Source organism: Phocaeicola massiliensis B84634 = Timone 84634 = DSM 17679 = JCM 13223 (assembly GCF_000382445.1).
Classification (GTDB): domain Bacteria; phylum Bacteroidota; class Bacteroidia; order Bacteroidales; family Bacteroidaceae; genus Phocaeicola; species Phocaeicola massiliensis.
In genome coordinates this window covers 1,875,283-1,901,083 of record NZ_KB905472.1, presented here as the reverse complement: position 1 = coordinate 1,901,083, position 25,801 = coordinate 1,875,283, and the positions used below count along the sequence as shown (strand labels likewise).

The 25,801-nt window shown below is 39.1% G+C and carries 25 protein-coding genes; 11 read left to right on the top strand and 14 right to left on the bottom strand.

What is annotated here, in order from left to right; translation table 11 throughout:
* Nucleotides 1–86: 86 nt before the first annotated feature.
* From HMPREF1534_RS11015 to HMPREF1534_RS11080, 14 genes are all read right to left on the bottom strand, one after another.
* Nucleotides 87–1,373 (bottom strand): IS1380 family transposase, encoded by a 1,287-nt coding sequence (locus tag HMPREF1534_RS11015; protein WP_005936349.1) that lies wholly within the window; start codon nucleotides 1,371–1,373, stop codon nucleotides 87–89.
* 151 nt (nucleotides 1,374–1,524) lie between these two features.
* Entirely contained in the window at nucleotides 1,525–3,105 is a 1,581-nt protein-coding gene (locus tag HMPREF1534_RS11020) for a glucosaminidase domain-containing protein (protein ID WP_005939460.1), read from the bottom strand.
* 12 nt (nucleotides 3,106–3,117) lie between these two features.
* The gene (locus HMPREF1534_RS11025; RefSeq protein WP_005939458.1) at nucleotides 3,118–5,553 is read right to left on the bottom strand and encodes a MutS N-terminal domain-containing protein; all 2,436 of its coding nucleotides are present in this window, start codon (nucleotides 5,551–5,553) and stop codon (nucleotides 3,118–3,120) included.
* A gap of 27 nt (nucleotides 5,554–5,580) precedes the next feature.
* Nucleotides 5,581–6,969 (bottom strand): hypothetical protein, encoded by a 1,389-nt coding sequence (locus tag HMPREF1534_RS11030; protein ID WP_005939456.1) that lies wholly within the window; start codon nucleotides 6,967–6,969, stop codon nucleotides 5,581–5,583.
* 38 nt (nucleotides 6,970–7,007) lie between these two features.
* Entirely contained in the window at nucleotides 7,008–7,289 is a 282-nt protein-coding gene (locus tag HMPREF1534_RS11035) for a hypothetical protein (protein ID WP_018452583.1), read from the bottom strand.
* A 23-nt stretch (nucleotides 7,290–7,312) separates the two neighbouring features.
* On the bottom strand, nucleotides 7,313–8,143 hold the full coding sequence (locus tag HMPREF1534_RS11040) for a M23 family metallopeptidase (protein ID WP_005939452.1): 831 nt from the start codon (nucleotides 8,141–8,143) through the stop codon (nucleotides 7,313–7,315).
* 26 nt (nucleotides 8,144–8,169) lie between these two features.
* Nucleotides 8,170–8,847 (bottom strand): hypothetical protein, encoded by a 678-nt coding sequence (locus tag HMPREF1534_RS11045; RefSeq protein WP_005939450.1) that lies wholly within the window; start codon nucleotides 8,845–8,847, stop codon nucleotides 8,170–8,172.
* 54 nt (nucleotides 8,848–8,901) lie between these two features.
* The gene (locus HMPREF1534_RS11050; protein WP_005939447.1) at nucleotides 8,902–9,603 is read right to left on the bottom strand and encodes a hypothetical protein; all 702 of its coding nucleotides are present in this window, start codon (nucleotides 9,601–9,603) and stop codon (nucleotides 8,902–8,904) included.
* Nucleotides 9,604–9,623: 20 nt separating this feature from the next.
* The gene (locus HMPREF1534_RS11055) at nucleotides 9,624–10,379 is read right to left on the bottom strand and encodes a hypothetical protein (RefSeq protein ID WP_005939445.1); all 756 of its coding nucleotides are present in this window, start codon (nucleotides 10,377–10,379) and stop codon (nucleotides 9,624–9,626) included.
* Nucleotides 10,360–10,851 carry a PH domain-containing protein gene (locus tag HMPREF1534_RS11060; RefSeq protein WP_005939442.1) on the bottom strand — a complete coding sequence of 164 codons (492 nt, stop codon included), beginning with the start codon at nucleotides 10,849–10,851 and terminating at the stop codon, nucleotides 10,360–10,362. The genes HMPREF1534_RS11055 and HMPREF1534_RS11060 overlap by 20 nt, the downstream gene beginning before the upstream one ends.
* Nucleotides 10,852–10,856: 5 nt before the next feature.
* On the bottom strand, nucleotides 10,857–12,329 hold the full coding sequence (locus tag HMPREF1534_RS11065; protein WP_005939440.1) for a toprim domain-containing protein: 1,473 nt from the start codon (nucleotides 12,327–12,329) through the stop codon (nucleotides 10,857–10,859).
* Between the two features lie 22 nt (nucleotides 12,330–12,351).
* On the bottom strand, nucleotides 12,352–13,989 hold the full coding sequence (locus HMPREF1534_RS11070; protein WP_005939438.1) for a hypothetical protein: 1,638 nt from the start codon (nucleotides 13,987–13,989) through the stop codon (nucleotides 12,352–12,354).
* 24 nt (nucleotides 13,990–14,013) lie between these two features.
* Nucleotides 14,014–14,223 (bottom strand): hypothetical protein, encoded by a 210-nt coding sequence (locus tag HMPREF1534_RS11075; RefSeq protein WP_005939436.1) that lies wholly within the window; start codon nucleotides 14,221–14,223, stop codon nucleotides 14,014–14,016.
* A gap of 32 nt (nucleotides 14,224–14,255) precedes the next feature.
* Nucleotides 14,256–15,008, bottom strand: coding sequence for a DUF4099 domain-containing protein (locus tag HMPREF1534_RS11080; RefSeq protein ID WP_005939433.1), 753 nt, complete (start codon nucleotides 15,006–15,008; stop codon nucleotides 14,256–14,258).
* Nucleotides 15,009–15,278: 270 nt separating this feature from the next.
* Between HMPREF1534_RS11080 and HMPREF1534_RS21180 the strand changes: the two genes are divergently transcribed.
* The 11 genes from HMPREF1534_RS21180 (at nucleotide 15,279) to HMPREF1534_RS11135 (ending at nucleotide 25,770) form a co-directional block, all read left to right on the top strand.
* Nucleotides 15,279–15,956 carry a M23 family metallopeptidase gene (locus HMPREF1534_RS21180; protein WP_005939430.1) on the top strand — a complete coding sequence of 226 codons (678 nt, stop codon included), beginning with the start codon at nucleotides 15,279–15,281 and terminating at the stop codon, nucleotides 15,954–15,956.
* Between the two features lie 238 nt (nucleotides 15,957–16,194).
* Nucleotides 16,195–16,422 (top strand): helix-turn-helix transcriptional regulator, encoded by a 228-nt coding sequence (locus tag HMPREF1534_RS11090; protein WP_005939428.1) that lies wholly within the window; start codon nucleotides 16,195–16,197, stop codon nucleotides 16,420–16,422.
* A 2-nt stretch (nucleotides 16,423–16,424) separates the two neighbouring features.
* A complete protein-coding gene (locus tag HMPREF1534_RS11095; RefSeq protein WP_005939426.1) occupies nucleotides 16,425–17,669 on the top strand; it encodes a nucleotide sugar dehydrogenase in 1,245 nt (414 codons plus the stop codon).
* A gap of 2 nt (nucleotides 17,670–17,671) precedes the next feature.
* Nucleotides 17,672–18,958, top strand: a complete 1,287-nt coding sequence (locus HMPREF1534_RS11100; protein ID WP_005939424.1) for a B12-binding domain-containing radical SAM protein — start codon at nucleotides 17,672–17,674, stop codon at nucleotides 18,956–18,958.
* Nucleotides 18,955–19,929, top strand: a complete 975-nt coding sequence (locus tag HMPREF1534_RS11105) for an NAD-dependent epimerase/dehydratase family protein (protein WP_005939423.1) — start codon at nucleotides 18,955–18,957, stop codon at nucleotides 19,927–19,929. Before HMPREF1534_RS11100 ends, HMPREF1534_RS11105 begins: the two co-directional genes overlap by 4 nt.
* Nucleotides 19,913–20,908 carry a radical SAM protein gene (locus HMPREF1534_RS11110; protein ID WP_005939422.1) on the top strand — a complete coding sequence of 332 codons (996 nt, stop codon included), beginning with the start codon at nucleotides 19,913–19,915 and terminating at the stop codon, nucleotides 20,906–20,908. The genes HMPREF1534_RS11105 and HMPREF1534_RS11110 overlap by 17 nt, the downstream gene beginning before the upstream one ends.
* A gap of 109 nt (nucleotides 20,909–21,017) precedes the next feature.
* Nucleotides 21,018–21,725: a radical SAM protein gene (locus HMPREF1534_RS11115; RefSeq protein ID WP_258462261.1), complete on the top strand. Its 708-nt coding sequence runs from the start codon at nucleotides 21,018–21,020 to the stop codon at nucleotides 21,723–21,725.
* Nucleotides 21,725–22,840 carry a DUF512 domain-containing protein gene (locus tag HMPREF1534_RS11120; RefSeq protein WP_005939420.1) on the top strand — a complete coding sequence of 372 codons (1,116 nt, stop codon included), beginning with the start codon at nucleotides 21,725–21,727 and terminating at the stop codon, nucleotides 22,838–22,840. The genes HMPREF1534_RS11115 and HMPREF1534_RS11120 overlap by 1 nt, the downstream gene beginning before the upstream one ends.
* Nucleotides 22,840–23,712 (top strand): radical SAM protein, encoded by an 873-nt coding sequence (locus HMPREF1534_RS11125; RefSeq protein ID WP_005939419.1) that lies wholly within the window; start codon nucleotides 22,840–22,842, stop codon nucleotides 23,710–23,712. The genes HMPREF1534_RS11120 and HMPREF1534_RS11125 overlap by 1 nt, the downstream gene beginning before the upstream one ends.
* Nucleotides 23,688–24,317 (top strand): methyltransferase domain-containing protein, encoded by a 630-nt coding sequence (locus HMPREF1534_RS11130; protein WP_005939417.1) that lies wholly within the window; start codon nucleotides 23,688–23,690, stop codon nucleotides 24,315–24,317. The genes HMPREF1534_RS11125 and HMPREF1534_RS11130 overlap by 25 nt, the downstream gene beginning before the upstream one ends.
* A 1-nt stretch (nucleotide 24,318) precedes the next feature.
* Nucleotides 24,319–25,770 carry a glycosyltransferase gene (locus tag HMPREF1534_RS11135; RefSeq protein ID WP_005939415.1) on the top strand — a complete coding sequence of 484 codons (1,452 nt, stop codon included), beginning with the start codon at nucleotides 24,319–24,321 and terminating at the stop codon, nucleotides 25,768–25,770.
* Nucleotides 25,771–25,801: the final 31 nt, after the last annotated feature.

Below are 25,801 nucleotides of genomic sequence, written 5' to 3'. Positions count from 1 at the left end.
GCGTCCGTTTCAATGCGCATACTATCCCCTTACCCCATAAAGCGACTTGAGGCAATACGCAATCAGTGGCCATCAAGTGACGTAAATCATCCGGAAGAAGTTTTGAAGGCTTCTGCATATGCATGGTTGTCGGTGTAGATGTTCAGCACACATTGCCTTGCGGTCTTAATCCACTTGGCAGGTACTGAAATGAATTTGAAGACAAACGTCTTGATACGGCTGGTTTCCTTGAGCCCGAACTTCTTCACTTCAATCCTTTGCATGATGGCCTTGTAAAAATTGCGTATCAGTGCCGTCAGGAGCAGGAACACGGTATTTTCCGCCATGAAGGATTTAGGCAGTCTGCCCCATCCAAACCCATTGTTCATGTCATCAAAGATGCGTTCCTTGCCTCCACGCATGTTATAGAACTCCACGATGTCGCTCATGGATGATTCGTAATCGTTGGTCAGGATGCAGCGGTATGTATATTCCCCCTCCCACAGGTCAAGTCCACTGCCCATGCGTCTCTGTCTCTGGATTATCAGGCGATACGGTTTGCCTTTCCACTTCTCAACGAGAATGGAGTTCAACTCAAACACAATGCCGTTTATTTCTTCCCTCTTCCACCCCCTGAGCGCGAAGATGTCATCATAGAGCGAGCAGCAGCGGTTGGCACGTATGTAGAATGTCCTGCAATGCTTCCTGACCTCATCCACAATGTCTTCAGAGCATGAGCCGCAGTCGGCCCTGAAGCGGTTGACTGCCATTTTCTTTTCTTCAAGTCTCCCCAAAATCCTCTTTAGCGTGTCACCCTGGTGAAAGCGTACATTGGTGTTGCCGTCGCTGTTCTCTATGCCGACAATCATGTCGCCGATAACGGCCACACCGGGCCTGTAACCAAGAAATTTCTTGTACGTGGGCTTTGCATCGTACTTCTCCGTCTCAATGAACTGGTGGTCAAAGTCAACGTCATACTCCCCGCCCTCTTTCAACTGCCCTGTGGCCAACAGGCAATTCAGGAGCAATGTGTTGAGTGTGTCTGCCGTATTGAAGTCATAGGACTTTCCGGCATCAGATGTGTATGAGATGTTTTCCCGGGCCAGTTCGTTTATTGCCCTGAGGATGGTGTCGGCGCTACAGGTGCGGAGTGTGGGGTGAAGGGAAAGATGACTCATTAAGTGGGCGGTGACATCCTCAACGCAAGAACCGCCGCAGAAGTAAACGCATAGGAGGGAGCGGATGATTTCGCTGTATTGATAACCATAGAGTTTGCATCTCAACCCAAGTGTTGAGTCAATTGTAGAGGAGAGAAGGGAGGTAAATTGCTCCATGATTGGAAATATGCCTCCAAAAGGAGTGAGTCTTTCGGATTTTATTGCTACATTTGCCATGCTTGTTACGGTTTTCTTTGTCTTTGGATTCGCAACACTAAGGTAAGTGAAAACGCTGACATGGCAAAAACCTGGGCAACAAAATGTTGCTCAGGAACTTATAAAAATAATTATCAATTATGTTGCGGAATTAAGGTACTTAAAAAGCAAATTATTTCAACTGTACAGACTCCTGTCTGCCTTGTTGGTTCTCCAGATTGTTCTGATAGTTTTGTGACATCTGCAGCGTGACCACGGCAGAGTTAATAACAGAGGCGATGCTACGTCGTTTCTCATCATCGTTCATCATGGTACTGCCAAGTGTCTGTTGGATCTTGTTTATTTCTGCATTACTCAGTTCTCTGTTGAGTTGTACAACTCCATTGTCTGCATACAGATTGGGTTTACCATCATGCAGGCTTATGGTGCAGGTCTTATAGGATGGGAGGATAGGAGTAAGGTCTATGCTTTTACTGACAGCTGCATCAGTGGCCTTCTGCATCTTTTCCTCCTCACTTGACGTGTCTATCTGGAGGGCAAGAGCCATGAGTGAGGTGAACATAGTCATGGCTATCTCTATTACAGGATCTGCTATAGGCATATTTACCCCACTGTCTTCAGAGGACAGAATTTTCTTCATCCACTCATCCGGACTCATGGCTGTATCTGGCTGCACATTGGCATCGGATTTACTCGCACTCTTGTATTGCGCAGTCAGATCTTTTCCGTTACTGAGAACCTGTAGTGAGATGTTCCCTTTTTGTGAAATCTCAGCAAGATATGCAGCCGGGTCAATATCTCTTTTTGTTCCATCTGTGGATATGGATTTAACTCCAAAATGAAGATGTTCACCAGTAGTCCGATACCCAGTGTTTCCTGAAATGCCAAGCTTCTGTCCGGCAGCAACTTCATCACCGACCTTGACGGATATACTGTCCAGATGCATGTAGGTACATTGATATATGCTGCCATCGTTTCTGTTGTACTCAACTGTAACAGACCGTCCTCCGTTTGTATTAGCATTGCTGTTCACGTTGACAACTTTTCCTTTATCTTCTGTTGCAAGGACTGCCTCATGATTTGTCTGAATGTCAATTCCTTTATGCACCTGATATTTACTTGTGTCTAAAGGGTCTTTTCTTGTACCAAAGGGAGAAGTAACCAGCATAAACTCCTCTCTCTTTAGAGGGAAGGAATATTTCTTTTCTTCAGTATCCTGTACGGAAACATCATTTGATGTGGCTTGACGCGGATTGTCAGCAGTTCCAAAGGATTTACCCTCTGCCTTCATCTCCTGCATTACCATCTGGTCATATTTTTGCAATCCGTTCTTCTCGATAATATTCTGAAGGGTTGCTGCGTATTGTTTGCTTGACGCATATCCCACATCCTGTAATCCGTTTGTCCATCCTTTGTAGTCATCAGGAGAGAGTTGGAACAGCTCGGCGTATCTTCCGTTCCTTTTCAGGAACTGAGAATGATGCTCATAGGAATCTCCCACATTCGCATACTGGCAAAACTTTTCGTTTGGACGGTCATCGGTATATACAAGATATTTGCCTCCATTCTCAATCCAGCTGGAGGTAGCTTTGATCCCAAAATGGTTGTTTCCCTTACGGGACAGTTCACTCTGACCACTGGCACTTTCACAGATACCCTGTGCAAGTGTGACAGAGGCAGGTATGCCATATCTGCGCATCTGCTCCATGGCATACTCTGCATATTGTTGGATATATTCTTGATTCTTTGACATTGCGGTTACATGTTATCTGTGCATTCTTGAAACCTTGTTCTCTTCCTGATTGTCGGATTCATTTTTCTGTTTTTCAGTAACGTCTTTTTCTTGCCTGGGAGTTTCCAATTGGTCACAGATGGCAATTCGCTCACCGGCACGAATCAGTTTAGGAAGGTAAACATCGAGCGCATGGTGAGGAAACCCTGCTATCATAAGAGGTTTTCCTTCAGCATCTTTTGTGTGATTGCTTTTGCTGAGCGTGATTCCAAGTATTTTGGCTGCTTTCTCTGCATCGTTGCTGTAAGTTTCATAGAAGTCTCCACATCTGAAGAGCAAAATTGCATCAGGATGCTTCGATTTTAATTCATAGAATTGCTTCAGCATCGGAGAGAACTCAGCGGTTACTTTTGTTTCAGTCTTGGGACTTTCATCCTTGCTCTTATTGCCCTTAGATTCGGATGGCCCATGAGATTCACTCTGTCTGCTCTTCTCTTCGGTCTGTTCCTCATATACTTCCGTTTGCTGATTTGGATTTTTTGACTGAGTCTCCTGTTCTGATTTATCCGTACCTACTGCAACAGCATCTGTACGGTCCTTACGGAGCACATCGGCAAAAAGACTTGCTGCAAGATGTTTCTTGTAATCTTGCATATCTTCTGCCAGCCACATACGTTGCCATTGTTGTGGACTAATTTCGCGAGCCTTCAATTTTTCACCGTTGACTGTGGGCATACATAATATCACACTGGGAGTACTCTCAGTACCTTTGGTCTTGAATATATTCACACGGTCTATCCTTGCGAGTTCTTCTGCTGTTGCATCACTTTTGAAGAGGTCAACCTTAATGTCCGGACTGTTCTGGGCGGCCATATAGTATTTCTGGGCCAAATCCTGACGTACTTTTTCTGAAGTTTCTTCGTCACCTTGCTTTATTGTGGTAAAGAAAAGGTTCAGATCTGCCTTCTCGGGGTAAACGCTGAAGCTCTTTTCATTTTCGGGCTTCAGATAGAGTGCCCATTTCCCTTCGTCATTACGCAACATGAGTATCTTTTCAAAGTCTATGGCACCGGAACGTCTGACGGCATCAGACACATCAAGTAGTGTAAGGGTCTCCAGATTCCACTTGTTCATGCGGTTCACGGACACCTCCTTACCGTCAAAAAAGCTGTCATCGGGACGATACCCCATAGAACCATCTATATTGTAGAATGTAACCGTTTCATATCCCTCTTTTTGAAGTGCATGTTCGATACGGCCTTTGTTCATTCCAGGAATCTCATTCTCGACTCCTAATGAAGCTCCAGATGGGAGAACCACATCAGCCATTTTCTGTTCAGGTTCTTTTATAACCACGAACTCTTTTGTATCTATGTTGGGCAATGTCTTGATTTCATCGGCTACATAATAGTGTTTGGGAAGAATGTGCTTAATATCTGCTATCTGATTCTGTAGGACTCTGTTGTTGAGCTCTACTTTCTCACCACGTTCAGCCTTGTGAATCATATCTATAGCGTTGTTTACATCCCTTTCCAGTATATCCGGCAGATGCGGGTCTTCTTTAAGTTCTCTGAGCCAGTAATCGGTCATCTTCATGCTGTCCGGAGAGAGTTTAGCTGAGATACCCAACTCCTGCAGCTTAACAGCTGAAGCTACTTCCACAACCAGCCTTTCCTGTTTCATGGCATCCTCTGAAACCTTTCCGTTCTTGACTACCATTCCTTCACGGGCGAGTCTCTGTTGATGTCCTGTTGCGGACATAAGCATGGATACAGCATCACGGGCATAGTCTTCATAATGTTCATAGGATGAAGCAGGTGGCAGGAAGACAATATCCTTCTTGCTGTCGTAATGCGCTACACCTGTAGTATCAGTGCGTATATCAACCAGTTTTTTTCGTGACTGTTCCAGAAGATTTTCGACACCCTGACGGATTTCATTCGATGCTGACTCTACATCTGTACGGTCTTTCAGAGGACCGGTCTCTTTTACTACCGTATCAAATGTTGTTTTATCAACCATAGGGAGTGTGGTCTGCTCGATATTGAAAAGTGAGCGGACTTCACGGTTCCTGATTCCTTTATAATCCTCCTGCTTGTCAGCTGGCAGTGCTTGATAGTCTGAGCGACTGATTTTCTCTTCAGGATTATGTTTGTTTACATACTCATTCCAATTATACCAGAGAAAAGGTACTCCCTTTTCTTTGGTCTGGACAGATTCACCGCGTTTCTTTGCTTCAGAAAAAAGCGTATATTGATTTGTTTTGTATCCATTCTGGTCGCTGTGCATTCCCAATATGATGGCATTGAAAGCAGAAATCTGCAAAGGCTTCAGATATAGTTTCGGTGCTTTGCGACCATCGTTGTCAAGCCACATTCCACCATTTTCTTTGGCTTTATTGAAAGCATTCTCAAAAAGCTCAACCTGACGTACTATTGCCATTTTCTCTTGTTGGTTCTTCTCTTCCATAAGTCTGATTATTATATTGTTATCCTTTTATCTTTGTGCAAGTGGTCTTGCTACTGTTTGCCGTTCGCTTACTTCATAGTTTTCAGAAGCAATCTGACGCATCTGGTCATTCTTGACCAGTATTGCATTTGCAAGTGTGTTGAGAGGTAAAGCTCCCTGCTGACAGGCATCCACAACTTTATCCGGCAAAGTGATGCTGCAAGGAACCTTGTCTATTGTAGCAATCAGACAGTTGGACCTAATCTGAGGATTGACAATCCGTGGATTGAGCGGTTCATCAGGATAAACCCGATAATTCACTGGGCTGTTTCCTGCTTCAGGGTGCTGATGTGCTTTGAAATCATCCAAAGTCTCATGCCCGGCCTTGTTCAGCAGATTGAGTCCTCCCATACCGATAAGTATCATTTTCAGGATTGGATTCTTGACGAACATGCCTGTAACGATACTGGCAATAGGCATCATATTGTCCTTCAGATTGATTGACTTTGTTTTTCCCGTGAAGAGTCCTACAAGCATATCAGGCAGCATAGCCAGTACATATCCGATATTGTGTCCGATGTCGCTAATGCCATTGAGTCCGAAAGAGGTCAGCAACCCTTGCCATCCATCCATATTGGTCTGCTCCGGTTTCGGGGAGGTCTGTTCTTCTGTTGGTTGTTCCTCTTTGACCGCTTCTTCCTGTTCCGGTGCAGTCTCTGCTGATGAAGTCTTACTCTGTGGCTTTTCTTCTGACTGCTTTTTCATTTTCTCCTGGTCTTGTCTATACTGTTCCTCGCATCCCGGGCGCACTATTGAAGGTATGTCTGAACGGTCTTCCTGTTTGTCAGAAAATTTAGATAACAGGAAGTCACCGCCGATCCATGTAGCCGCTGTTTTCCAACCGCCACCGACTCCACCCATACATGCGAGATCGGTTACGGATCCGAGGATTATACCTGTGTTCTTTTCCCACGCAGATGGGTTGTATCTCTTTTCGGCTTCTGTATCCATATGATGTTCTAATGGTGATTTTGCAACTTCCTGGGGGAGATAGAAGATGGTGTTAGTTGCTGCCTTCTTTAAGATGTATTCAATGGATGAGCGTGGAATCTTATCCTGAATCATCTTGTCTATCATCTTTTTCTCCATGGCGGAATCAACGGTGATGTGCTGGCGTTGAAGTTCTTTCTTGACCATTTTAATATAATCTTCTGCTGTTTTCGAATTCCATTCACCTGTGTAACGCAAAGACTGCATCTGTGCCTGTCTGGCAGACATTCCACCATCAGGACCAATGGTACTGGCCATCAATCCTGCAAATGATGAGGTGTGCTCTTTAAGCTCTGCTGCCATCTTATCTTGCAGTTCATTCCGGACCTTGTTCATGATTGGAATGACCTTTGTCTTGAATATTCTATCTTGTTCTGACTCTGCCATGAGTTGCTGTTTTATATGATTGATAATTTATATGCCCTTTATAGATTTATCTGGTTGAGTAATTGTTCGCGTGTCTGTTCTATGGCATTGTGGTATACTTCCATCTGTTTCGGGAAATATTCTTCCAGCCATTCATCCTTTTCAATGTTTTCATTGATAAACTTGATTGCCAGCTCACGTTCAATCTCTATCGCAGCTTCTCCTTTCTCACTACCATTGAACCATGCTTTTGTCCACCATCTGATACCGGACTTATCCGGATACACGCTCACCATACGGGGAATATCGAAGCTTTGAACATCAATATCGAGCTCTGCCAATGGATCAATAAGTCCACTGGTTGCTATGGCCAGTTCATGTGCTTTTTTTTTTCGTGATCACTTAAACTGGAAAGGAATATCTGATGACGCAGGGCAAGATAGTTCAGGAAATCACCGATAAGCAGATTCTGTACCCGTTCTGCAATCGGTATACTTCGTGCGCTCATACCCAATGGATTGGCCATACTAGGGATGGTTTCATAGAAGTAATTTTTTGTAGCCGACAGTGAGAGAATATTTCTCAAAGTGAACTGTGTATGTTCCGGCAACGTGTAGGCTCCAAGACTGATGTCTTTCATGTAGTCCGGAAAAAAACGCATCATCAGATTCTCTATCTCCTTGCTGTCTTTGTCATACATGGTTCTGACATCCATATCCAGTGTCACAAATTGTGGTACCGCACCTGGTTGCCCATTTTGTTCCATGACTTTCAAGTTACTGTATATCATGGTCAGGAACTCCAGAGGATTGAGCTCTTCTCCTTTATACTTGACCTCCATGTGGAGTATTTCCCCACTTACGGCAATAACCTGACCGGCCTTGACTTCACTTCCGTAGTTGGCAAAAACGTTCGAGAGGTGTGCGTATTTTACCTCGTAGTCTCCATAGCGTGTCACCTGATAGATACCATGTACGGCATCATTCCCAAGTCCAGAAATCTTTCCTGTTGCAACTGCTGAAAGAAGATAATGGTTGGCCTTGAAATCCACACCATGATGAAAAAAAGGTTCCCCTGTATGCGGATGTTTCTGTTTACCGTAGCCAAGACTCATCTGTACGTCACGGCCTTTTTCTTCGTAGGGCATACAGTATCCACTGTCTGAACGAAGAATCATTTCTTGTGTATATTGCATATTATATCTGTTTATAAATTTTACTATCATCTTCGTCTGCCGCCACCAGTGCCTTGCGCAACCTCCGACTGTTGACTTTCGTCTTGACTTTGTGTAGCAGGTCGTTTCTTCTCACTGGCAAGTGCCTCGTTCATATTTACATTGTTTCCTATCATCATCATGGCAAGCACAGCTCCAGCTATCTTGCCCATCCATCCGAATCTTCCGAAAACAAGTAGTGCGGCCACTACAAGTCCGATGAGACTCAGACCGGAAACATTCCCTTTGCCTACATTGCTGAAAAAGTTCCCCATCATGTTTCCACCGTTCCCAGAGAAAATACCTTGTAGGAACTTGCTCATACCGCTCCATTTGCTGTCTGCACTGGTGATGGCATCATTGACATTTTCAGTGAGACCAGTTACAGAGTCTTTCACCTCTTTCATACCTTCACCTATATTCGAAACTGTATCTCCAATCTTTTGTGTCGTTTCTTTGCCAATGACAGCATCGCTGACAATACCCACTACGCTTTTGTCTGTAGTCAATTTCTCCCAACCAATGTAGCCCAGGCTTCCACCTATGGCAGCAGACTTTGTGGCGCTTCCTAATCCTTTTAGCGTTTGCTGAGGATGTACTACTGCACCCCCTGCCGATTTAGCTATAGCTTTTATAGCTCTTCCTCCTAAGCTGACTGCTGCTTTCAATAATGCTCCCCAACCCATACTTAAAGTTTGATTGTTAAATTGTTATCCTGAATTATCTTTATACCTGAATACTTACTTTGGCTTTGCGTTCCTCTTCCATCTTTCCTTGCATTTCTGTACAATATTGGGCTTGTCCACCTCACTTCTGCCATTGTAGTCTATCTCCGCCCATATGTCAGAGAGCGAAGTATATTTAACAGCTCTCGTAAGCCTTTTGAGCTTTTGATTCATGAGTTTAAGTTTCGGACGGATGGAAAAGAGAACTTCCAGTCGTTCCTTCTCTGTCATCTTGGTATCGGAGAGGCACAGTTGCCGGATGTCATTGACTATATCGACACTATTCATGATAAGTTCTCTATAGATTTTATTCCTGTTTGAAGACAATGCTACTGCCAGGGTATTTCCTGTCTGGTGCTGGAGCTGGTCATTAAAAGTTCCCAGGTGTTTCACGAGTCGGTCTATTTCATGATAGAATCCATATATCTGTGCCGCATAACTGATGATGCTATGAAAGTTATCCAAATAAGAGTTGAACTCCTTTTGCAGGTCAGTCACTCCTTGTACTTCTTCCTTTATCCACAGATGACCTGTAGATTCCAGAAGCATCATTTGTTCCTGCTGCTTCAGTTCTTTTTCTGCCTTATTTGTGTATGCCAGAATCATTCCGGCCAAAACAGGGTCGTTGCCCTGAGCCCGGAGAAAACTCCCACCCAGCCCTTCAAAAGGGAGGGTGAGAGAAATAAGCATGGCAAAAAACAGCAATAAGCGTTTCATTGTGTTATCCTGATAATCTTTTATGGTGTTACTATTCGTGCGCATCTATGCCACCTGTCCAAAGCTTGACCGGCAATCTCAGCGGTGTTCCTGTCTATCATTCCTGCAGTGGCTCTGTTCCATACATCGGCCATTGTGTAATAACGGATGCTGATGGAGAGCTGTGAAAGTCTTTTGTTGAATTGTGCCAGACGGTCATTCAACTCCCAAAGAATCTTACTGCGTTCCGCACCCGTAAGCATATTGCTTGCTCCACCTTTGGCTACGGCATCTTTCAGTATGCTGTATACAGTGATGAGTTCGGTCGCTGTTTCGATATAAAGATTATTCATACTCATTGTAGCCACTATTCCATGCGGGTTTTGTGATATGGCTTTCTTCAAATCACAAAGACTGATGAATATCCTTACACCGTCATCATAGAGATGACTGCATGCTTTAAGTGTGGAGGCATAGCCAGACACGGTTTTCAGGTAGCTGTTGTACTTTCTCTCCCATTGCTTTATCTGAGCGAACTCTGCCGCAATGGTATTTTGTAGTAGTGCCGTCTTCTGCTGGTCTTCAATCTGATTCTTGATTTGACCGTTGATAAGCTCATTACCTTCAGCTAATGCCACATATTCCATCGGATTGCTGGAAACCAATTGGGCACGACCTTCAAGACGGAATAGGAACAAGGCCAAAGCAATGGCCGAGATAATCATCCATCTGCTGTCGTAAGCAATGCCTTTGGAAGTCTTGGCTTCTGACGATATATTATCTGTTAGTGATTTCATAGATACCTTTCCTTTGTTTGTTATACTCAACCCGTTCACGGATAATTCCTACAACATCAATGCGCTCCTTGATTCCAAATATGTCCAGTTTGGGATTGGAACGGTCTCCGCTGAAAATCGAGACAGTCTTCAATCCGAACAGCTGTTCCACGATACCACGGTTTTCACTGAAGTCAACCACCCTGTAGAGTTCAATGTAGTCACTCTTTCTGATGAGTACACCATGTTGGATAATCAGTTGTTCGGATGTGATGATATAGCTCAGTTTGTGTAGATAAAGACAACCGTAGAGCATGATGCACGTCATAATTGCCCCCAGTACCACAAAAGGCATCTTATAGGTGATGCTTTCGTGACCGGCTGCCAAGAACAGGGCACAACTGATAAGAAATGCCATGCCTTGTGAGATAATGTATTGCGCCCAGTGAGGGTGCAATGTGATTATGCTGAACCGTCTGTTTGAGTCTGTCATATCATTTATCGTTTTAGTCCGCTCTTTTTGGTTTCTTCATTTTCTTCTTCTCTCTCTTCAGTGAGAGAAACACCATTTTCGTCAAAGGCTGTCTCAACGACATCGGTCATTGAGTATTGTTTCTTTTCCAATAGTTCATCATTAAAATCCTTATAGCCTTCAGACGGCAGTTCACGTACTATTCCTATTGGATTCAGGTCTTGTCCGTCCTGCACATGGAGCTTTTGAAACAGGGCCTGTTTAAACTCCTGATAGGCTTTGTTCATCCTGTCAGCCGCTTCCTGCTTGTCTTCCTTACACAGAAAGGGAGAATAATGGTATTCCCATGCCTCATTTCTTGCTGTGTCATAAGCGAGGTAAAGCTTCTGTAGTCCTTCAGGGAGTTCCACATATCTGTCATCGTCAATATCAAGCAGTTCTTTGGTAGATGTGATACCTTCCTTGAAAGTTTCAATGAAACCTTTCATGTCTGATGCAACGGACTCAGGATGCAACGGATTCATCTTTTGTACGATGGATTCAAAGTTGAAGACGAACTGTTTTCCCGCCAGGTCATTGTCAAAGCCAAGATGGAAAGTAGCACCAGGAGCAGCCTTGACCACTCCCTGTATCTGCCCGTAACTGGGATTTCCTCCGGTGGAGATAAATACGGCTGACTTCAGCTCCTGTCTTGCTTTGTAGTCCAGTCCGGAGTCTTTCTTCATTCTCAACTGGTAGAATGCCATGGCATCGTATGCACTCTCAAACACATATACATCTTTCGCATCTTTCAGTTCCATGTCTTTCGGACTTGCCATCCACAGGCCTTCACTTGCATTTGTACCGGCTGCCATACCTTTTCGTGCAGAGCCATCCTTACGTGGATAGCCTCTTTCTTCCAAACCGACACATTTCTCAGGATGCCCCGGTATATACATGGGAAAAGAAAGGTTCTTATAACTTGCTCCATTGTCTGCGGCCTTGGAAGCAAGAAAGAAGTTACGGTGAAAAGCACAACGTGTAGCAAAATCGATTCCTCTTGACTTGAAGAAAGCGTAAAAAGGTTTCTGAGAGTCAGCTTCATCAGGATGAAAACGCTCAATCTTATAATCTTTGATATTGAAAGGCTTTGCATCACGGGTAGGAGCAAGCACATTCTGGTTACGTTGCTCCACAGGAATATTCAATAGCCGCTGACAGACTTTGTGAACAAGAGCAGACTCTTTCATTCCTTGATTGTATTCAGGAAAGAGATTTGGATGTTCCCAAATGAAGGATGTGACAGAATACAGCTTTATCGTTGGAGGTTGGAAACAACAGTTTTTATTGGGCATGACAATAAATTTGTCACCCCTGATTCTGCGTCCATCATTATCCAGACGTACATAGGCAGGATAGCGCAAGCCGTCCCGCTTGTGAAGTGTATAACCTGCATCCGTCAACACGTCTCTGATATTAAGACGGTTGCGATAATCTTCAAATTTCTGCTCTTCGTTCATTGTGTTCTATGATAATTAAGTATTATCTGCCATGTCCTAAGCCGACTCCATGCTCAGCTGCATTGAGTCCGGCATCAAATGCTCTTGAAGCAAGATCCTGCGGTGAGTCCACACCTCCTTTGAAATAGACATGTGGCCCTGGTGCATGATGATGTTCAACAAACACGGCTGGAGGATAATGGTCTCTTCCGAGTTCTCGCATAACAGTAAGACCTGCAAGTAGAGCACCTCCAATCATGGCACCTATATTCCTTCCATGTCCCGGCGCATTCTTCATGTCTACTTCGTCAAAGATTTTAGAGAAGAGTTTCATGCGATGATAGTCATCTACGGCCATGAACTTTTCATATTGCTTTTGGCTTATCTCGTGACTGATGCTTTCGCCATTGATAACAGCGGTCATACGGAACATAGCATTGCCTTTTTCGTCTTGCTGGATTTCTCCTTGCTCGTTTCGTACAGGCTCAACTCTGATGTCGTCCACCTGTACCTCACGTCCGTTTCTTCCTTCCCGAAACCAACCTTTATCTTGGTTTATGTCATAAAGGCTGTTGCCATCCACATGGGCTACGCTTCGGTCTTCCTGCTCCGCAATGACATATTCATTTCCCTGAGTAAGAGGAAACGCATGTTCTGCCACTACTTCTTGTCTGGCATTCAGTTCTGCTTCCACTTCAGGAGTAAGATTCAGGGCTATCTGTTCATTGGAATTGAGCATGTCTATCGTCAATCTATCTGAAAAATCATTTTTGATGACGTTGTTGATGATGTCCAGGCGGTTCTGTACAGGTACATTCTTGATGGAATTGTCTGTAAGCCGGGTAACTTCTTCATCCGTCAGGTCGTAAACAAGATCATGCTGGGTGGTAGCCGACTGAATGGTCAGTGTCTTGCTGTTGGCATCTATAATTACTCCATGAGAAGACAGGCATTCCTGCCATTTTTCGTTACTGAAGTATACGTCTGAGGTGATAAGTTCCTTGTATGGTTTTGCCGGCTCCTGTGGACGGGTAGGTATTTCAACAGGTGGAATTACAGCTTCCAAATCTGCGAGTACATCCTGTGAGGGCTGCTGTGCCATATTTAGCTGTTCTCCTTTGTAATAGAAGCCATAGCCTCCATTGAGTAATTCACCTGGTTTGATTCTGCCATCAGGACGTTCCGGAACCATAGGGGCTCCCTGCAGGAACATGGCACCACCGACACGGCGCATGTGGAAGCCTTCCTGATTGCGTGGTGTCCATCCCAAAAATCGTCCATGAAACGGATCCATCATCATAAAGGCACGGCGTTTGTCCCACGGCAGTCTGCCGTATTCGCCAACACCAATCCGGTAGCCGTGAAGTCCCATAGCCACACGACCGTTGGCATTACGGGCATGGACAAAGTCTCTCGGTATATAGAAGTCTTTCTTCACTAAATCAGCAAAGGTGTTATAGGCTTTTTTGTTAGCCGAGTTTGTACCCCAATCTGCCAAGTCTCTCATCTGTCTGGCACTGATATGATAGGTTAGGAGAGGTGAGTCATACCCTTGAACCGACAGAAGATAGTTTTCACCTTGTCGAATAATATGTGCTTGCATACCATTGCGACGGAGAATATCCTGCAGCTCTGGCGACAAATCTCTACCTACTGATAGTGCATTTGATCTGATTGACATACTGTGATTGATTTTAAATGTTTATTATTCGCCTGTTTCAACAAGTTCGCCTTTCCATTCGATAAAATCTTCGGCTGATTCTTCGTTAACTACAAGGTTCCTTTCATTACAGAATTCGGTGTATTCTTCCTGCCATTCCGATGAGTGGTGATTGATATAATCGAGCCAGCCGTATTCTCCACTCTGTACTTTCTGTACAAGTTCGTCTTCTGGATAGTATTTGATATTTGCCATATTGGATTTGTTATTGATGGTTGTTACTTTGGTTATCGCTGTATCATGCGCATACCTTGTTTCTTCTGCTCATTCCAGATTTCTTCAGAGTAGTCCTCCTCATGGATATAGTCAAGATTTCCATTTTCATCCATGGTCCAACAACCGAAAATGCCGAAGTTGTATTTGTCCCATTCCCGTTTGGCTTCTCTGCGCCATACCTGTTCATTACCTGCAGCGAGACGGATACCCGCATTTGAATTCAGATCGATACCGATGGAAATTTCTTCATCGTTATCAATGATGGAAAGGATTTCTCCGTTCTGCAGTTTCTGCATCTCAGCACCCGTAAGATGATAGCGGTCGGTGAGGTATTGAATGTTCCTGCCTATGACAGGGGTTGGTACGCTCAGTACCTGTTTGCTGTCCTGGTCAAGTTGGAAGAAACATTTGGTGCCGAGCTCGTGCCCCGTTTCGTTACTTTCCAAATGTCCAATGATGGGTTTGCCAGCAAGAAGGCTTTGCTTCTGCTGCTCATTGAAGACTTTGAAATCATACTCGTCAAGCTTCGGAAAGAAGAGAACATCTACATTGCCTTCTGGTGTTCTTACAAGGCAGAAGCGAGTTCGTGCCTTTACTTCCTCACCATCATCAGCAATGATGTATATAGGTAAGACTGGAGAATGCCGGCCATTGAGAATATTCTGCAGAACATCGGTCGGCAGATCCTCTATCATCTCCTGTGTCAATCCAAAACGTTCGAGAATGCCGTAGGGCATTTCATTCTCATCAAAGTTGTAATTCATTTGTTACCTTTTTTAATACGTTATTATTTTTGCCATAACAGTATTTCATTGTCTTATGAAGAACTATAATAGCTAATCCAGAAACAAAAATAAAAGGTGTGATTAGAGAATCAGAAGAATGGGTATATCTTGCCTTAAGTTTTATATATCATTATGAAAGAAGTATGATTTATCGATTAAAATCATACTATTAGCATAAATAAAGTTAGAAAAATTACTTGAATTATAAGAGTTTTAACTCATGGTAATGGATATACGTATTTTTGCTTCATGAATATTAGCAATATACTCATGATGGTACTTCTCTCGTTTATGCCAAGTACCACAATAAAAGCGCAGTTTAATACGATTGGGCGTTTATATAATCAACAAGTCCACAAAACAAAAAATCCACAAAAGACAAATACTTCTTCTCTTGTGGACAATTTGATGTTAAAAGATTCTTTGAACCATGCTTCATCACATTTAAATATGGTAGAATCATGCCGGGATAATGTAGGACCATCTTCACAAACATCTGGTGATATTCTTCAATTTTTAAATATGGCTTTTCCATTAAAGAATATTCAGATAAACTCAGAATTTGGAATACGTCAGCATCCTGTTACACATAAATATTGCATGCATAATGGAGTTGATCTTCAAGCTCGCTACGAACCTGTGTTTTCCATGCTTCCGGGGAAAGTGGTGAAGTCTGCTCATGATAAGCGTTCTGGCAGATACATCACAATTCAGACTGGCAACTACACGATTAGCTATTGTCACTTGTCTACATCTAAGGTTACAATCGGACGATATGTTAAGGCGGGTGAGATAATAGGAGTGTCTGGTAATACAGGTATGTCAACAGGTCCCCATCTGCACCTGACAACAAAAAAGGATGGTAAGGCTATTGACCCTATCATCCTCTTGAATTGTGTGATGTCTATTAGTAATCAAATCAATTGATAAAATTATCGATATAAACTCCAACCATCACTGAAAAGTTCAATCTGGCGTATAGTTAATTTTAGATAAGTACATTCTATCTAAGTTGAATCTGTAAAAATTGTTTAAATACAATGGCATAATTTAATTATCTAATAATGAGGTTATCTAAACTTGCGTAATAATGTGTAGTAATACTAAGATAATGTCATGTTATATACAAAATATGTTATCTTTGCATTTAGATAATCATTAATATATGGAGAACTTAAAATATAATAAAATCAAAGTGGCGTTAGCCGAAAGAGATTTATCAAACAAGTGGCTTGCCAACAAATTAGGTAAAACAGAGATGACTGTTAGTCGCTGGGTTTCAAATAAATGTCAACCTACAATTGAGACTCTTTATAAAATAGCATTTGTGTTAGAAATGGAAGCAAAAGATCTTTTGTCTCCAATTGAGACTTTAAGTAATAATAAATATTAATTATGGAACAAAAGAAATATATAGAGACCTATGAAAATCTTAAGATTGCAATAATAGGTTTAGGATATGTAGGTCTTCCTCTTTTTTGTCAATTATCTAAATTGTATTCTTGCATTGGATATGATGTGGATTATAATCGAATCAATGAACTGTCTAATGGAATTGATTCTCGAAATAATGTAAAAACAGAAAAGATCTGTGACGCAATTTCTCACAGTATAGTAACTACAGATATTCGTAAAATTGCTACATGTAATATCCTTATTGTTACTGTTCCTACTCCAATCAATAATTATTTTGTACCAGATACATCAGCATTAGAAAATGCTTGTTTATCAATTTCCAAAATTCTACGTCCTAAAACCATTGTTGTATTTGAATCTACAGTATATCCTGGTGCGACTGAAGAATTATGTGTACCATTATTGAGTAAAAACTCAAGATTGGTATTTAATAAAGACTTTTTTGTAGGGTATTCTCCTGAACGTATTAACATAGGCGATGATAAACATCAAATATCCAATGTCCCCAAAATAATATCTGGCTCGACACCAGATGTTACAAACTTTCTTGCATCAATTTATCAGTCTGTTTTAGAACAACCTGTTGTAATAGCATCAAGTATTAAAGTTGCTGAAGCAGCAAAAATGTATGAGAATGTTCAAAGAGATACATTGATAGCTCTTGCCAATGAATATGCAGATTATTGTAAAAAAGAAGGAATAGACATTGAGGAAGTAACAAATTGTGCCTCGTCTAAATGGAACTTTTCACAGGTTAAACCTGGTCTAGTGGGAGGACATTGTATAGGAGTTGATCCATACTATTTATTATATCGGGCTTCACATATTGGTGTAGATTTGCCATTGGTTAAACAGTCAAGACGAACAAATGAAGAAAAAGTAAAAATTGTTTCAGAAAGAATAGCAAGAATGATAAATCCACATGATAATGTTCTATTTTTGGGATTTTCTTATAAACCAAACTGTCAAGATATACGTAATACAAAAGTGGCTTTTATAGCCAAGAATTTAATTGAGAAGGGATATTCAATAGATTGTTATGACCCGTTGGTAAATGCTGCTGAGGTCTTTAATGAATATGGAATTAAACTTATAAAAAAGCTTCCCAATGAACTTCATTATGCTCTCATTATAGTTATGGTTAACCATGACTGCTTTAAGTCTATTATTTGTCATAACAGAAAAGAAAATTCTAAAATAGTAAATCTTCAAAGAATCTTATAATCATGAGTCATATTGTTTTAGTAAATATCGAAAATGACACTGAAAAAGTTAGAAGACAATTCTCACCTCCTTTTGGCTTATTAATAGCTGCATCTGTATTAGTCAGGAACAATGTTGACGTTGTTGTACGTCATATTATAAATACTAATGAATCATTGGCCGAATTATCTGAAATTTGTAAAGATGCATTGGCGGTCGGATTCTCAGTAATGACATCTCCAAATCTTTTATCAGCAATAGAAGCATCAAAAATGTTACATAACCTAGGCATATTTGTATATTGGGCGGGGACTCATGCAAGTTTATTACCAGAAGTAGTTTTAAAGGAATGTTATGTGGACGCAGTTCTAAGAGGTGAAGCAGAATGTAATTTATATGAGTTTTATCAATGGAGAATCGGGAAAATTAAAGCTGATAATGTTCGTGGACTGTGTTATAAAAAAAACGGAGAGGTCATTATTAGTCCTTTACCTCCACTTGTTGAGTTATCTCAACTAGGATATCATCCATTTGAATTGCTGGACATAAAGAAATATGTCGATAAACCGGTGGTTAAGAGGAAAAACTATATACCTGGCAAAATTCTGCCATTTATGACTAGTAAGGGCTGTGTGAAAAAATGTGCATTTTGCTATAACACCGTGGTTAATAATTCGAAATGGAGACCATATTCTCTAACTTCTGTATATAGAGAAATGGATTTCTTAATTGAGAATTATGGTATCACCGGATGGATGTTTTATGATGACAATATATTTGTGGATCCTGAACGTGCTTGGACTATCATTGAAAAATATAAAATGCCTTCATCTGTCGAATTGGATTTAAATAGAGTAAACGAAAAAATGGTGGAAAGAGCTTTAAAAGCTAATGTGGCTAAATTATATATAGGTATTGAGTCTGGTTCAGATAGAATGCTGAAAAGAATGCACAAGGGCATAACTGTTAAACAGGTACGGGAAAAAATGCAAATGTGTCATAATATGGGTATGAACGTTGACCTGTCATTCATGATACTTTTACCTAATGAATCTCCAGAAGATTTAGAAGCAACACTTTCTCTAACAAGAGAACTTGAAGAATATTCAAATATAAAAATAGATGGTCCAAAATGCTATAACCCTTATCCAGGTACTGAGTTTTTTCAAGAAGTAGTTGCATCAGGATGGATAATTCCAAAATCCAATGAAGAGTGGGCTAAATATAATAGGAAGATCTCTGCAGACGAAGCAGGTTTCAATATATCTCAAAAACACATTGATGTACTTAAAAGATATGATGTCATATGAATACTGATATTAGATATAAAAATATATTAGTCACCGGTGGAGCTGGATTTATTGGCTCAAATCTTTGCCGGAAACTAATAAATGATGGTGTTTCTATATGGTGCCTAGACAATTTAATTACAGGTAAAATTGAAAATGTTAAAGATTTGTTGCATTGTGAACGGTTTCATTTTATAGAACAAGATATTAAAACATTTGATTTTAAGATACTCCCTTCAGATATAGATGCGATCATCAATCTTGCTAGTATAGCGTCTCCTAAAGCATATTATGCAAGACCTATTGATACATTGTTAACATCTGTCCTTGGAGTGTATAATTTACTACAGTATGCAAAGAAGGAGGATATTGTGTTATTACAAGCATCAACAAGTGAAGTCTATGGAGATCCAGCTTGTGATATCCTTAATGAATCGTATTGTGGCAATGTCTCTTGTACAGGACCTCGGGCATGTTATGATGAAGGTAAAAGAACGGCAGAAACTTTGTGCATGGATTATCATCGATTATATAATGTGAAAGTGAAAATCATAAGAATTTTTAATACTTACGGGCCATACATGGATATTTGTGATGGTAGAGCTATCCCAGAATTCATTTATCGTTCACTACATAACAGAGATCTCATTATTTATGGTGATGGCAAACAGACAAGAAGCTTCATGTATATTGATGATCTGTTAGAGGCCATTTATAATGTGATGAATCTTGATGATATTTATACTTACCCCATTAATATTGGAAATCCCAATGAAGAATATACTATTAGTGAGGTTGCAGAAACAATAATACGAACACTTGATTCAAAATCTAAAATTATATACAAAGAAAAACTTCAAGATGATCCTTATAAAAGGAAGCCTGATATAACAAAGATTATAACTAAAACTAATTGGCGTCCGTTGGTATCATTAAAAGAAGGACTTTTAAAAACAATCGATTATTTTGAGAATTATGATTATTCTGCCTAAAATAACTGAAGCTTCTATAGACCTTTCAACTATATGTCAATTGCGTTGTGTGGAGTGTTCAACATCCAAAGGAATCACGCATAAAGGTATTGTTGGTAAAGGTCAGTTTAAAATAGAACAGTTTGTGGATTTTGTCAATAATAATCCACAAATCAAGCGTATTGAGATGTCGAATTGGGGTGAGATTTTTTTAAATAAGGATATTGCTCAAATCATTAAATATGCTTATGAACACAATATAGTTTTATATTGTGGCAATGGAACTAATTTCAATGATGTTGATGACTTAGTACTAGAATATTTGGTTAAATATAAAGTTGAGTACTTAAATTTGTCTATAGATGGAGCGACACAAGAAACATATGAGAAATATAGAGTAAGAGGAAATCTAGAAAAGGTATTCCATAATATAGAGAGATTAAACTTTTATAAGAATAAATATCATTCTGAATATCCAAGATTATCATGGCAGTTTGTAATCCTTGGGCATAACGAGCACGAACTACCACTTGTTAAAAAACTGTGCGAAAAATATAATATGGCATTCAATCCTAAATTGAACTATTCGACATTTTCACCAGTTATAGATAAAGAATTTGTTAGAAAAGAGAGTGGCTTAGGGGTTGCTGATAGACAAGAATATAAAGAACTACACAAAAAGGAGTATAAGATTCCTTGTTATCATTGTTTCTCAAGTCCCCAAATTAATTGGAATGGCGACATATTGGGGTGCAGTGTAAATAAATGGAAAACATTAGGTAGCATAACAAACAAGAGTATAGAGGAATGGACTAATAGTGAAACATTTAGAACTCTTGTAAGGGTATTATTTGAAGGGACCGAATGTCCACCAGAACTACCCTGCTTATATTGTCCTAACTATCAAAAGATATTAAAGAATACTTTGACTTTAGAGGGGTTAGAGCAATACAATAGATACGTTCCAACTGCATTAAAGAAAAATGAATTATCCAAATAAGTTAACAATAGAAATTGACATAACGCACCGATGTAATTTACATTGCAGGCATTGCAATAGACTTTGTAACGCAGAGTCAATGTATGGTGTTGTAAGAGAGCACAAAGATATGGAAAAAAAACATATTGATTTTTTATGTTCTCAAATCAAAGCAAACCCCAAGGGGAAAGTCGGACTTCTAAGAATAATTGGAGGTGAACCTTTGCTCTCCAAAATTTTGGACTATGCGATATGTTGTTTTGAAACATTGATTTTAGAGGGGTTTGCCGATAATATCAATATTGTAACAAATGGTACAGTTATACCTACAGAGAAAAGTAAGAAATATCTAGTCTATTCACCTATATGCATAGGTGACATGATAAAATCGAAAGGAGGGATATTAACAAAAGATGAAGTATATAGTATTAAAAATGTCAAGCACAGAAACATAACAATAAGTCCAATTGATATGAATTTGAGAGTAAATAAATGCGATAGAATTGGTGTTTGCGGGATACAATATTCTGTTTATGGGTTTTCATATACAGCTGCTTGTTTCCCAGCTATGTATGTTTCACAGATGAACCACAAACGCTTTTTGAAATATTTGCCAGAAGATATAAATATGTTTTTTGATTCTGATTTCGAAAAGGATGTTTGTTCTATTTGTGTATCAGCAATAGAAAATTATAAGTCAATTATTTCAAAAGATCCACAAAAACAGGATCTCAAATATATTGGCTTAGCATGGCAGACTTTGATAAATCAAAATTCAGAGCTTTTTAAGGAGCCTGATACGACCTGGATAAATAACTGGCAAAAAGAACAAGTATAATGGTACTAGATAAAGAACAGTTTGATGCTTTCCGTATGGAAATAGCGACATTTGGCAATATTCCTATATTAAGTAAGTATTGCGGCATAGGATGTGTGTTTTGTAAAGTACACACTGACTCTTATCTCGGACAATATCCTAAGATACCAATGATAGATGAAGAAGATTTGATTAACGGATTTAAATACATTAATTCAAATGTAAATTATGTCCGACTTGGAGCAGGTGTATTGGTTGCTCCTCATACTGATCCATTTCTTCATCCGAAGATATATGACTTCATAAAAATAGCATCTGATTATTTCCCACAAAAAAAGATAACCACTGTTACAACAGGTGCATATATTAGAGAAGATAAAGTTGATTTCCTGAATTCAATTTCTAATTATGGAGTAGACTTATCGTTAATTACAATGCAAGAACAGAGAGAGGCAATTATACCACGTTCTGAAAGAGAGCGTACAATGTTCCTTCTTAAATATGCTCCATTAAATAAGTGTACTTTAATGTTTACTGGAAATCTTGAAGAGATAAAGAGAGACTTAGAACTTCTACATGAATTAGGAGTACATAAAAGAGTGCGCCAGATCCTTGTTAGAAGAATGGAACATACTGCTATTTCTCAACCAAGATTAAAGCAATTATCGCAAAAATGTATAGATAATTATGAAAAGTGTATAACATGGGTTAAGGCGAATTACCCTAATGTCATATTTACTGTTCCAATCCTGAAAGATGTATTTAGAGGAGGTAATAATGAATATTTTATTGATGCAGATGAACGTATAAAAAAAATAAAGGCTGTTATTGCTAACTTCTCTGAAGACATCTTCGTTAATTTAATTTGTCCTCTTTCTGGATATGAGTATTTTACAAAAGCTTTTAAGAACATGCCTAATGTAAAAACGAATCTTATACAAAATCATTTGTATGGTGGCTCAGTATCAGTTGCAGGACTTTTAAATCACAGAGATATTCGTGAGCAATTTAAACCATCTAAGAATGATGTAATGTTTCTCCCTGTTGAGATGTATAATGCTGATGGTCAAGATCTTTTAGGCGAGCACATGAATGAACTTGTAAAATATTATAACACTAAAATAATATTAAGCTGATGGGAAATATAAGATGGACTAAATATAGAGTGTTGGTTACAAATAAATGTAATTATAGATGCCCATTTTGTCATAACGAAGGTCAAGATAAATCTACTAAAAACGATTTTATGACATTAGAAGATTTTAAAATGCTTGTAGATTTACTGACCACAGAAGATATTGAAGAATTAAATATAAGTGGTGGCGAACCTTTTATTAACAAACATATTGTCAACATGATTGAATATGCGGATACGCATCTTAAATGTGATATAAGTTGCGCTACCAATCTTTCTCTTATAAGCCAGAGTCAAATAAAAAGGTTGGCAAGAACACGTGTGAAATTCAATATTCAATTCCCATATGTTGATGAAAAATCATTTAAAGAAAGTACAGGCAATGGAAATAAAGATACAATTCTTCAAAATATAAAATTATGTAAGGAAGCAAATATAGATGTTGGACTTAATACAGTAGTGCAAAATGCTGATGTTCAAAAATACGAAAGAATAATATTATTTGCCATAGAAAATGAGCTTCCATTAAAATTGCTACCTCAAATTGGGAATAGAGATAGTTATAAATACAAAGACTTTATTATTCCTATTCTCAATAGATATTCTGTGGATTTTAAAGATAAGAAATCTGGAGCCTTAAAATGGAGTTTAAAAAAGGATGGACATTTTACATCTGTGCTCTATATAGATTCACCATGTTTCTACAGTGATATTAAAACTTGTAGGAACTTTGCAGAATTGAGGATACATCCTAATTTAGCTGCACAAACATGTATTCTAAAGGATTCTACTATTAAATTACAATTTAATCAAGGTTTCCAATTAGTGAAAAATCAATTACAAGAATTATGGAACAACTTCACAATATGTTAGTTAGCTACAATTCTCGATATATACCGGCAAATTACCGTCGGTCATGGAGCAACCAGTTTTGCGAACAAAAATTTCCACTTTATTGGGAAAAAGTTTTTCTTGAACTGAAGAAATTTGATAGAAATAGTAAAATTATAGAGGTTGGCTGTGGTCAGGGAGATGTAACAAGCATCATGTGCTATCTTGGATTTAAATATGTGAGAGCATATGAGATGGATGAACAAATGTGTGAGATCGCGATAAAAAAAATAGAATATTTATTTGGAAGGAGAGATATTATAGTCTGTAATAAATACCCTCAAAAATATGAAAATGCTGACATACTTGTTCTAGTCAACTGTGCCTATGCTGATGATTGTGTTACAAAAAATGATTATATAAATAAAATGCTTGATTTCTATATATATGCAGGGAAACCAAAAGTTTTTTTACTTGAAGTTATTGATCCAGAATATGACATACCAGACGATAACTTTCCTTATTGCATAAGATTAACTGAGAATGATATACGTGATATGTTTCCACAAGCTTCTATTCATTGGTATCAAACATATCGCTACCCAATAAATAAACGAACAAAAAAATTATATGTAATTCAACATTAAAATGAAAATCACAATTGTAACAAATGAATACTCAGTTGAAGGTGGAGGCTTATCTTATAGTTGTGTTCAATACCATCTTTTACTTAAAGAACTTGGACATGATGTGTCTATATTATCTTCAGGCTTATATAATTGCGATGTAATTCACGGAGGATATAACAACAGATTGGGGAAAAATTTAGCATATGAAGCCAAATTAAAGCAGGATTTAAAAAATATTGAGAATACACAACTTTTAATTGCTTTTGGTGGAGGTTTTAATGGTTATTATGCAGCACTTTTGGCAGGTAAATCCAATATAAGATTTTGGTTGATGCTGCGTGGTTCTGATGGGAACCTGGCAAAATGGGATTATGAATCTTGCTATTATTTGAACTACTCTATAAATATAGCAGAAAGAATAATATGTCTGTCAGAAGAATTGGCTGAAAATGTAAAGCTATTAACACGTAAGAATATAAGAGCAAATGTTATTCCAAATTTTGCATCGAGATTAAATGTGAACGTAAAGCCATTTTCATATCCAAGATTGTGTATTGGTTGTGGAGCATCACACATGAATGAAAAGAAAGGTCTTAGTCGTCTTATTGAATTGGTTGCATTATATAATAAAAAGTATGAAGAGAAAATACAACTTGAAGTAGTAGGAGATGTAGATGAAGATGTATTATCTCAATACCAACAACGTATTAAATTTCTTGGAGTAGATTCAAATATAATTTTTTTAGGTGTAAAATCAAGGAACGAATTTAGGTCAATTCAAAAGAATTGGCAGTTATATATACAAACATCAGTATGCGAAGGTATGGGTAATTCTGTTACTGATAGTATGTCACAGGGAATACCTGTAATGATAACTAATACAGGATTTGTTGCAGAATTTGCTAGAGAACAATTTCCACAAATGGTATTTTCTTCTTTTGACCCAGAGAAAATGGCAATAGAAATACACGACATGCTTTCAGATCCATTTGCGACTGAAAAGTACCAAAAAGTTTATGAATCATTTTTTTCGGAAGTATCAAAAATAAAAGTAAAAGAAATTTGGTCTAAACTTTTAAATAGGAATATCAAAGAAAGGCTTACACCTGAATTAAACACAATAATATCTGTTTCTCTTCATGATGTAGCAGGAGAGAAACATGACAATATTACTACACCTGTTGAAGTTTTTAAGAAATTCTGCGAAGACGTTTCTATAGCAGGATACAAATTATGCTCTATGAAGGATTATATGTCTTTATCTATGTCAGAACGGAATAGGTATATCGTATGTACATTTGATGATGGGTATATAGGACTATTATACAATGCCCTGCCAATAATGAACAAATACGGCTATACCGCAACAGTTTTTGTATGTTCTGAATATATGGGAAAAATTAATAACCTTAAATCCGCAACTCCATTCCCGAAGTGCTACCTACAAGAGAAATGGACTTTTGATTCGTAAGACAGCCATTAAGTCCTCGCGTCCGTTTCAA

Excerpts from the sequence above, each read along its gene's own strand:
- HMPREF1534_RS11120 (WP_005939420.1), top strand. The coding sequence starts at position 21,725 with ATGGTACTAGATAAAGAACAGTTTGATGCTTTCCGTATGGAAATAGCG.
- HMPREF1534_RS11040 (WP_005939452.1), bottom strand. The coding sequence starts at position 8,143 with ATGCAATATACACAAGAAATGATTCTTCGTTCAGACAGTGGATACTGT.
- HMPREF1534_RS11105 (WP_005939423.1), top strand. The coding sequence starts at position 18,955 with ATGAATACTGATATTAGATATAAAAATATATTAGTCACCGGTGGAGCT.
- HMPREF1534_RS11020 (WP_005939460.1), bottom strand. The coding sequence starts at position 3,105 with ATGTCAAAGAATCAAGAATATATCCAACAATATGCAGAGTATGCCATG.
- HMPREF1534_RS11055 (WP_005939445.1), bottom strand. The coding sequence starts at position 10,379 with ATGAAATCACTAACAGATAATATATCGTCAGAAGCCAAGACTTCCAAA.
- HMPREF1534_RS11065 (WP_005939440.1), bottom strand. The coding sequence starts at position 12,329 with ATGAACGAAGAGCAGAAATTTGAAGATTATCGCAACCGTCTTAATATC.
- HMPREF1534_RS11090 (WP_005939428.1), top strand. The coding sequence starts at position 16,195 with ATGGAGAACTTAAAATATAATAAAATCAAAGTGGCGTTAGCCGAAAGA.
- HMPREF1534_RS11070 (WP_005939438.1), bottom strand. The coding sequence starts at position 13,989 with ATGTCAATCAGATCAAATGCACTATCAGTAGGTAGAGATTTGTCGCCA.
- HMPREF1534_RS11025 (WP_005939458.1), bottom strand. The coding sequence starts at position 5,553 with ATGGAAGAGAAGAACCAACAAGAGAAAATGGCAATAGTACGTCAGGTT.
- HMPREF1534_RS11125 (WP_005939419.1), top strand. The coding sequence starts at position 22,840 with ATGGGAAATATAAGATGGACTAAATATAGAGTGTTGGTTACAAATAAA.
- HMPREF1534_RS11100 (WP_005939424.1), top strand. The coding sequence starts at position 17,672 with ATGAGTCATATTGTTTTAGTAAATATCGAAAATGACACTGAAAAAGTT.
- HMPREF1534_RS11050 (WP_005939447.1), bottom strand. The coding sequence starts at position 9,603 with ATGAAACGCTTATTGCTGTTTTTTGCCATGCTTATTTCTCTCACCCTC.
- HMPREF1534_RS11115 (WP_258462261.1), top strand. The coding sequence starts at position 21,018 with ATGGAAAAAAAACATATTGATTTTTTATGTTCTCAAATCAAAGCAAAC.
- HMPREF1534_RS11060 (WP_005939442.1), bottom strand. The coding sequence starts at position 10,851 with ATGACAGACTCAAACAGACGGTTCAGCATAATCACATTGCACCCTCAC.
- HMPREF1534_RS11095 (WP_005939426.1), top strand. The coding sequence starts at position 16,425 with ATGGAACAAAAGAAATATATAGAGACCTATGAAAATCTTAAGATTGCA.
- HMPREF1534_RS11015 (WP_005936349.1), bottom strand. The coding sequence starts at position 1,373 with ATGGCAAATGTAGCAATAAAATCCGAAAGACTCACTCCTTTTGGAGGC.
- HMPREF1534_RS11030 (WP_005939456.1), bottom strand. The coding sequence starts at position 6,969 with ATGGCAGAGTCAGAACAAGATAGAATATTCAAGACAAAGGTCATTCCA.
- HMPREF1534_RS11075 (WP_005939436.1), bottom strand. The coding sequence starts at position 14,223 with ATGGCAAATATCAAATACTATCCAGAAGACGAACTTGTACAGAAAGTA.
- HMPREF1534_RS11110 (WP_005939422.1), top strand. The coding sequence starts at position 19,913 with ATGATTATTCTGCCTAAAATAACTGAAGCTTCTATAGACCTTTCAACT.
- HMPREF1534_RS11080 (WP_005939433.1), bottom strand. The coding sequence starts at position 15,008 with ATGAATTACAACTTTGATGAGAATGAAATGCCCTACGGCATTCTCGAA.
- HMPREF1534_RS11130 (WP_005939417.1), top strand. The coding sequence starts at position 23,688 with ATGGAACAACTTCACAATATGTTAGTTAGCTACAATTCTCGATATATA.
- HMPREF1534_RS11135 (WP_005939415.1), top strand. The coding sequence starts at position 24,319 with ATGAAAATCACAATTGTAACAAATGAATACTCAGTTGAAGGTGGAGGC.
- HMPREF1534_RS21180 (WP_005939430.1), top strand. The coding sequence starts at position 15,279 with ATGAATATTAGCAATATACTCATGATGGTACTTCTCTCGTTTATGCCA.
- HMPREF1534_RS11045 (WP_005939450.1), bottom strand. The coding sequence starts at position 8,847 with ATGGGTTGGGGAGCATTATTGAAAGCAGCAGTCAGCTTAGGAGGAAGA.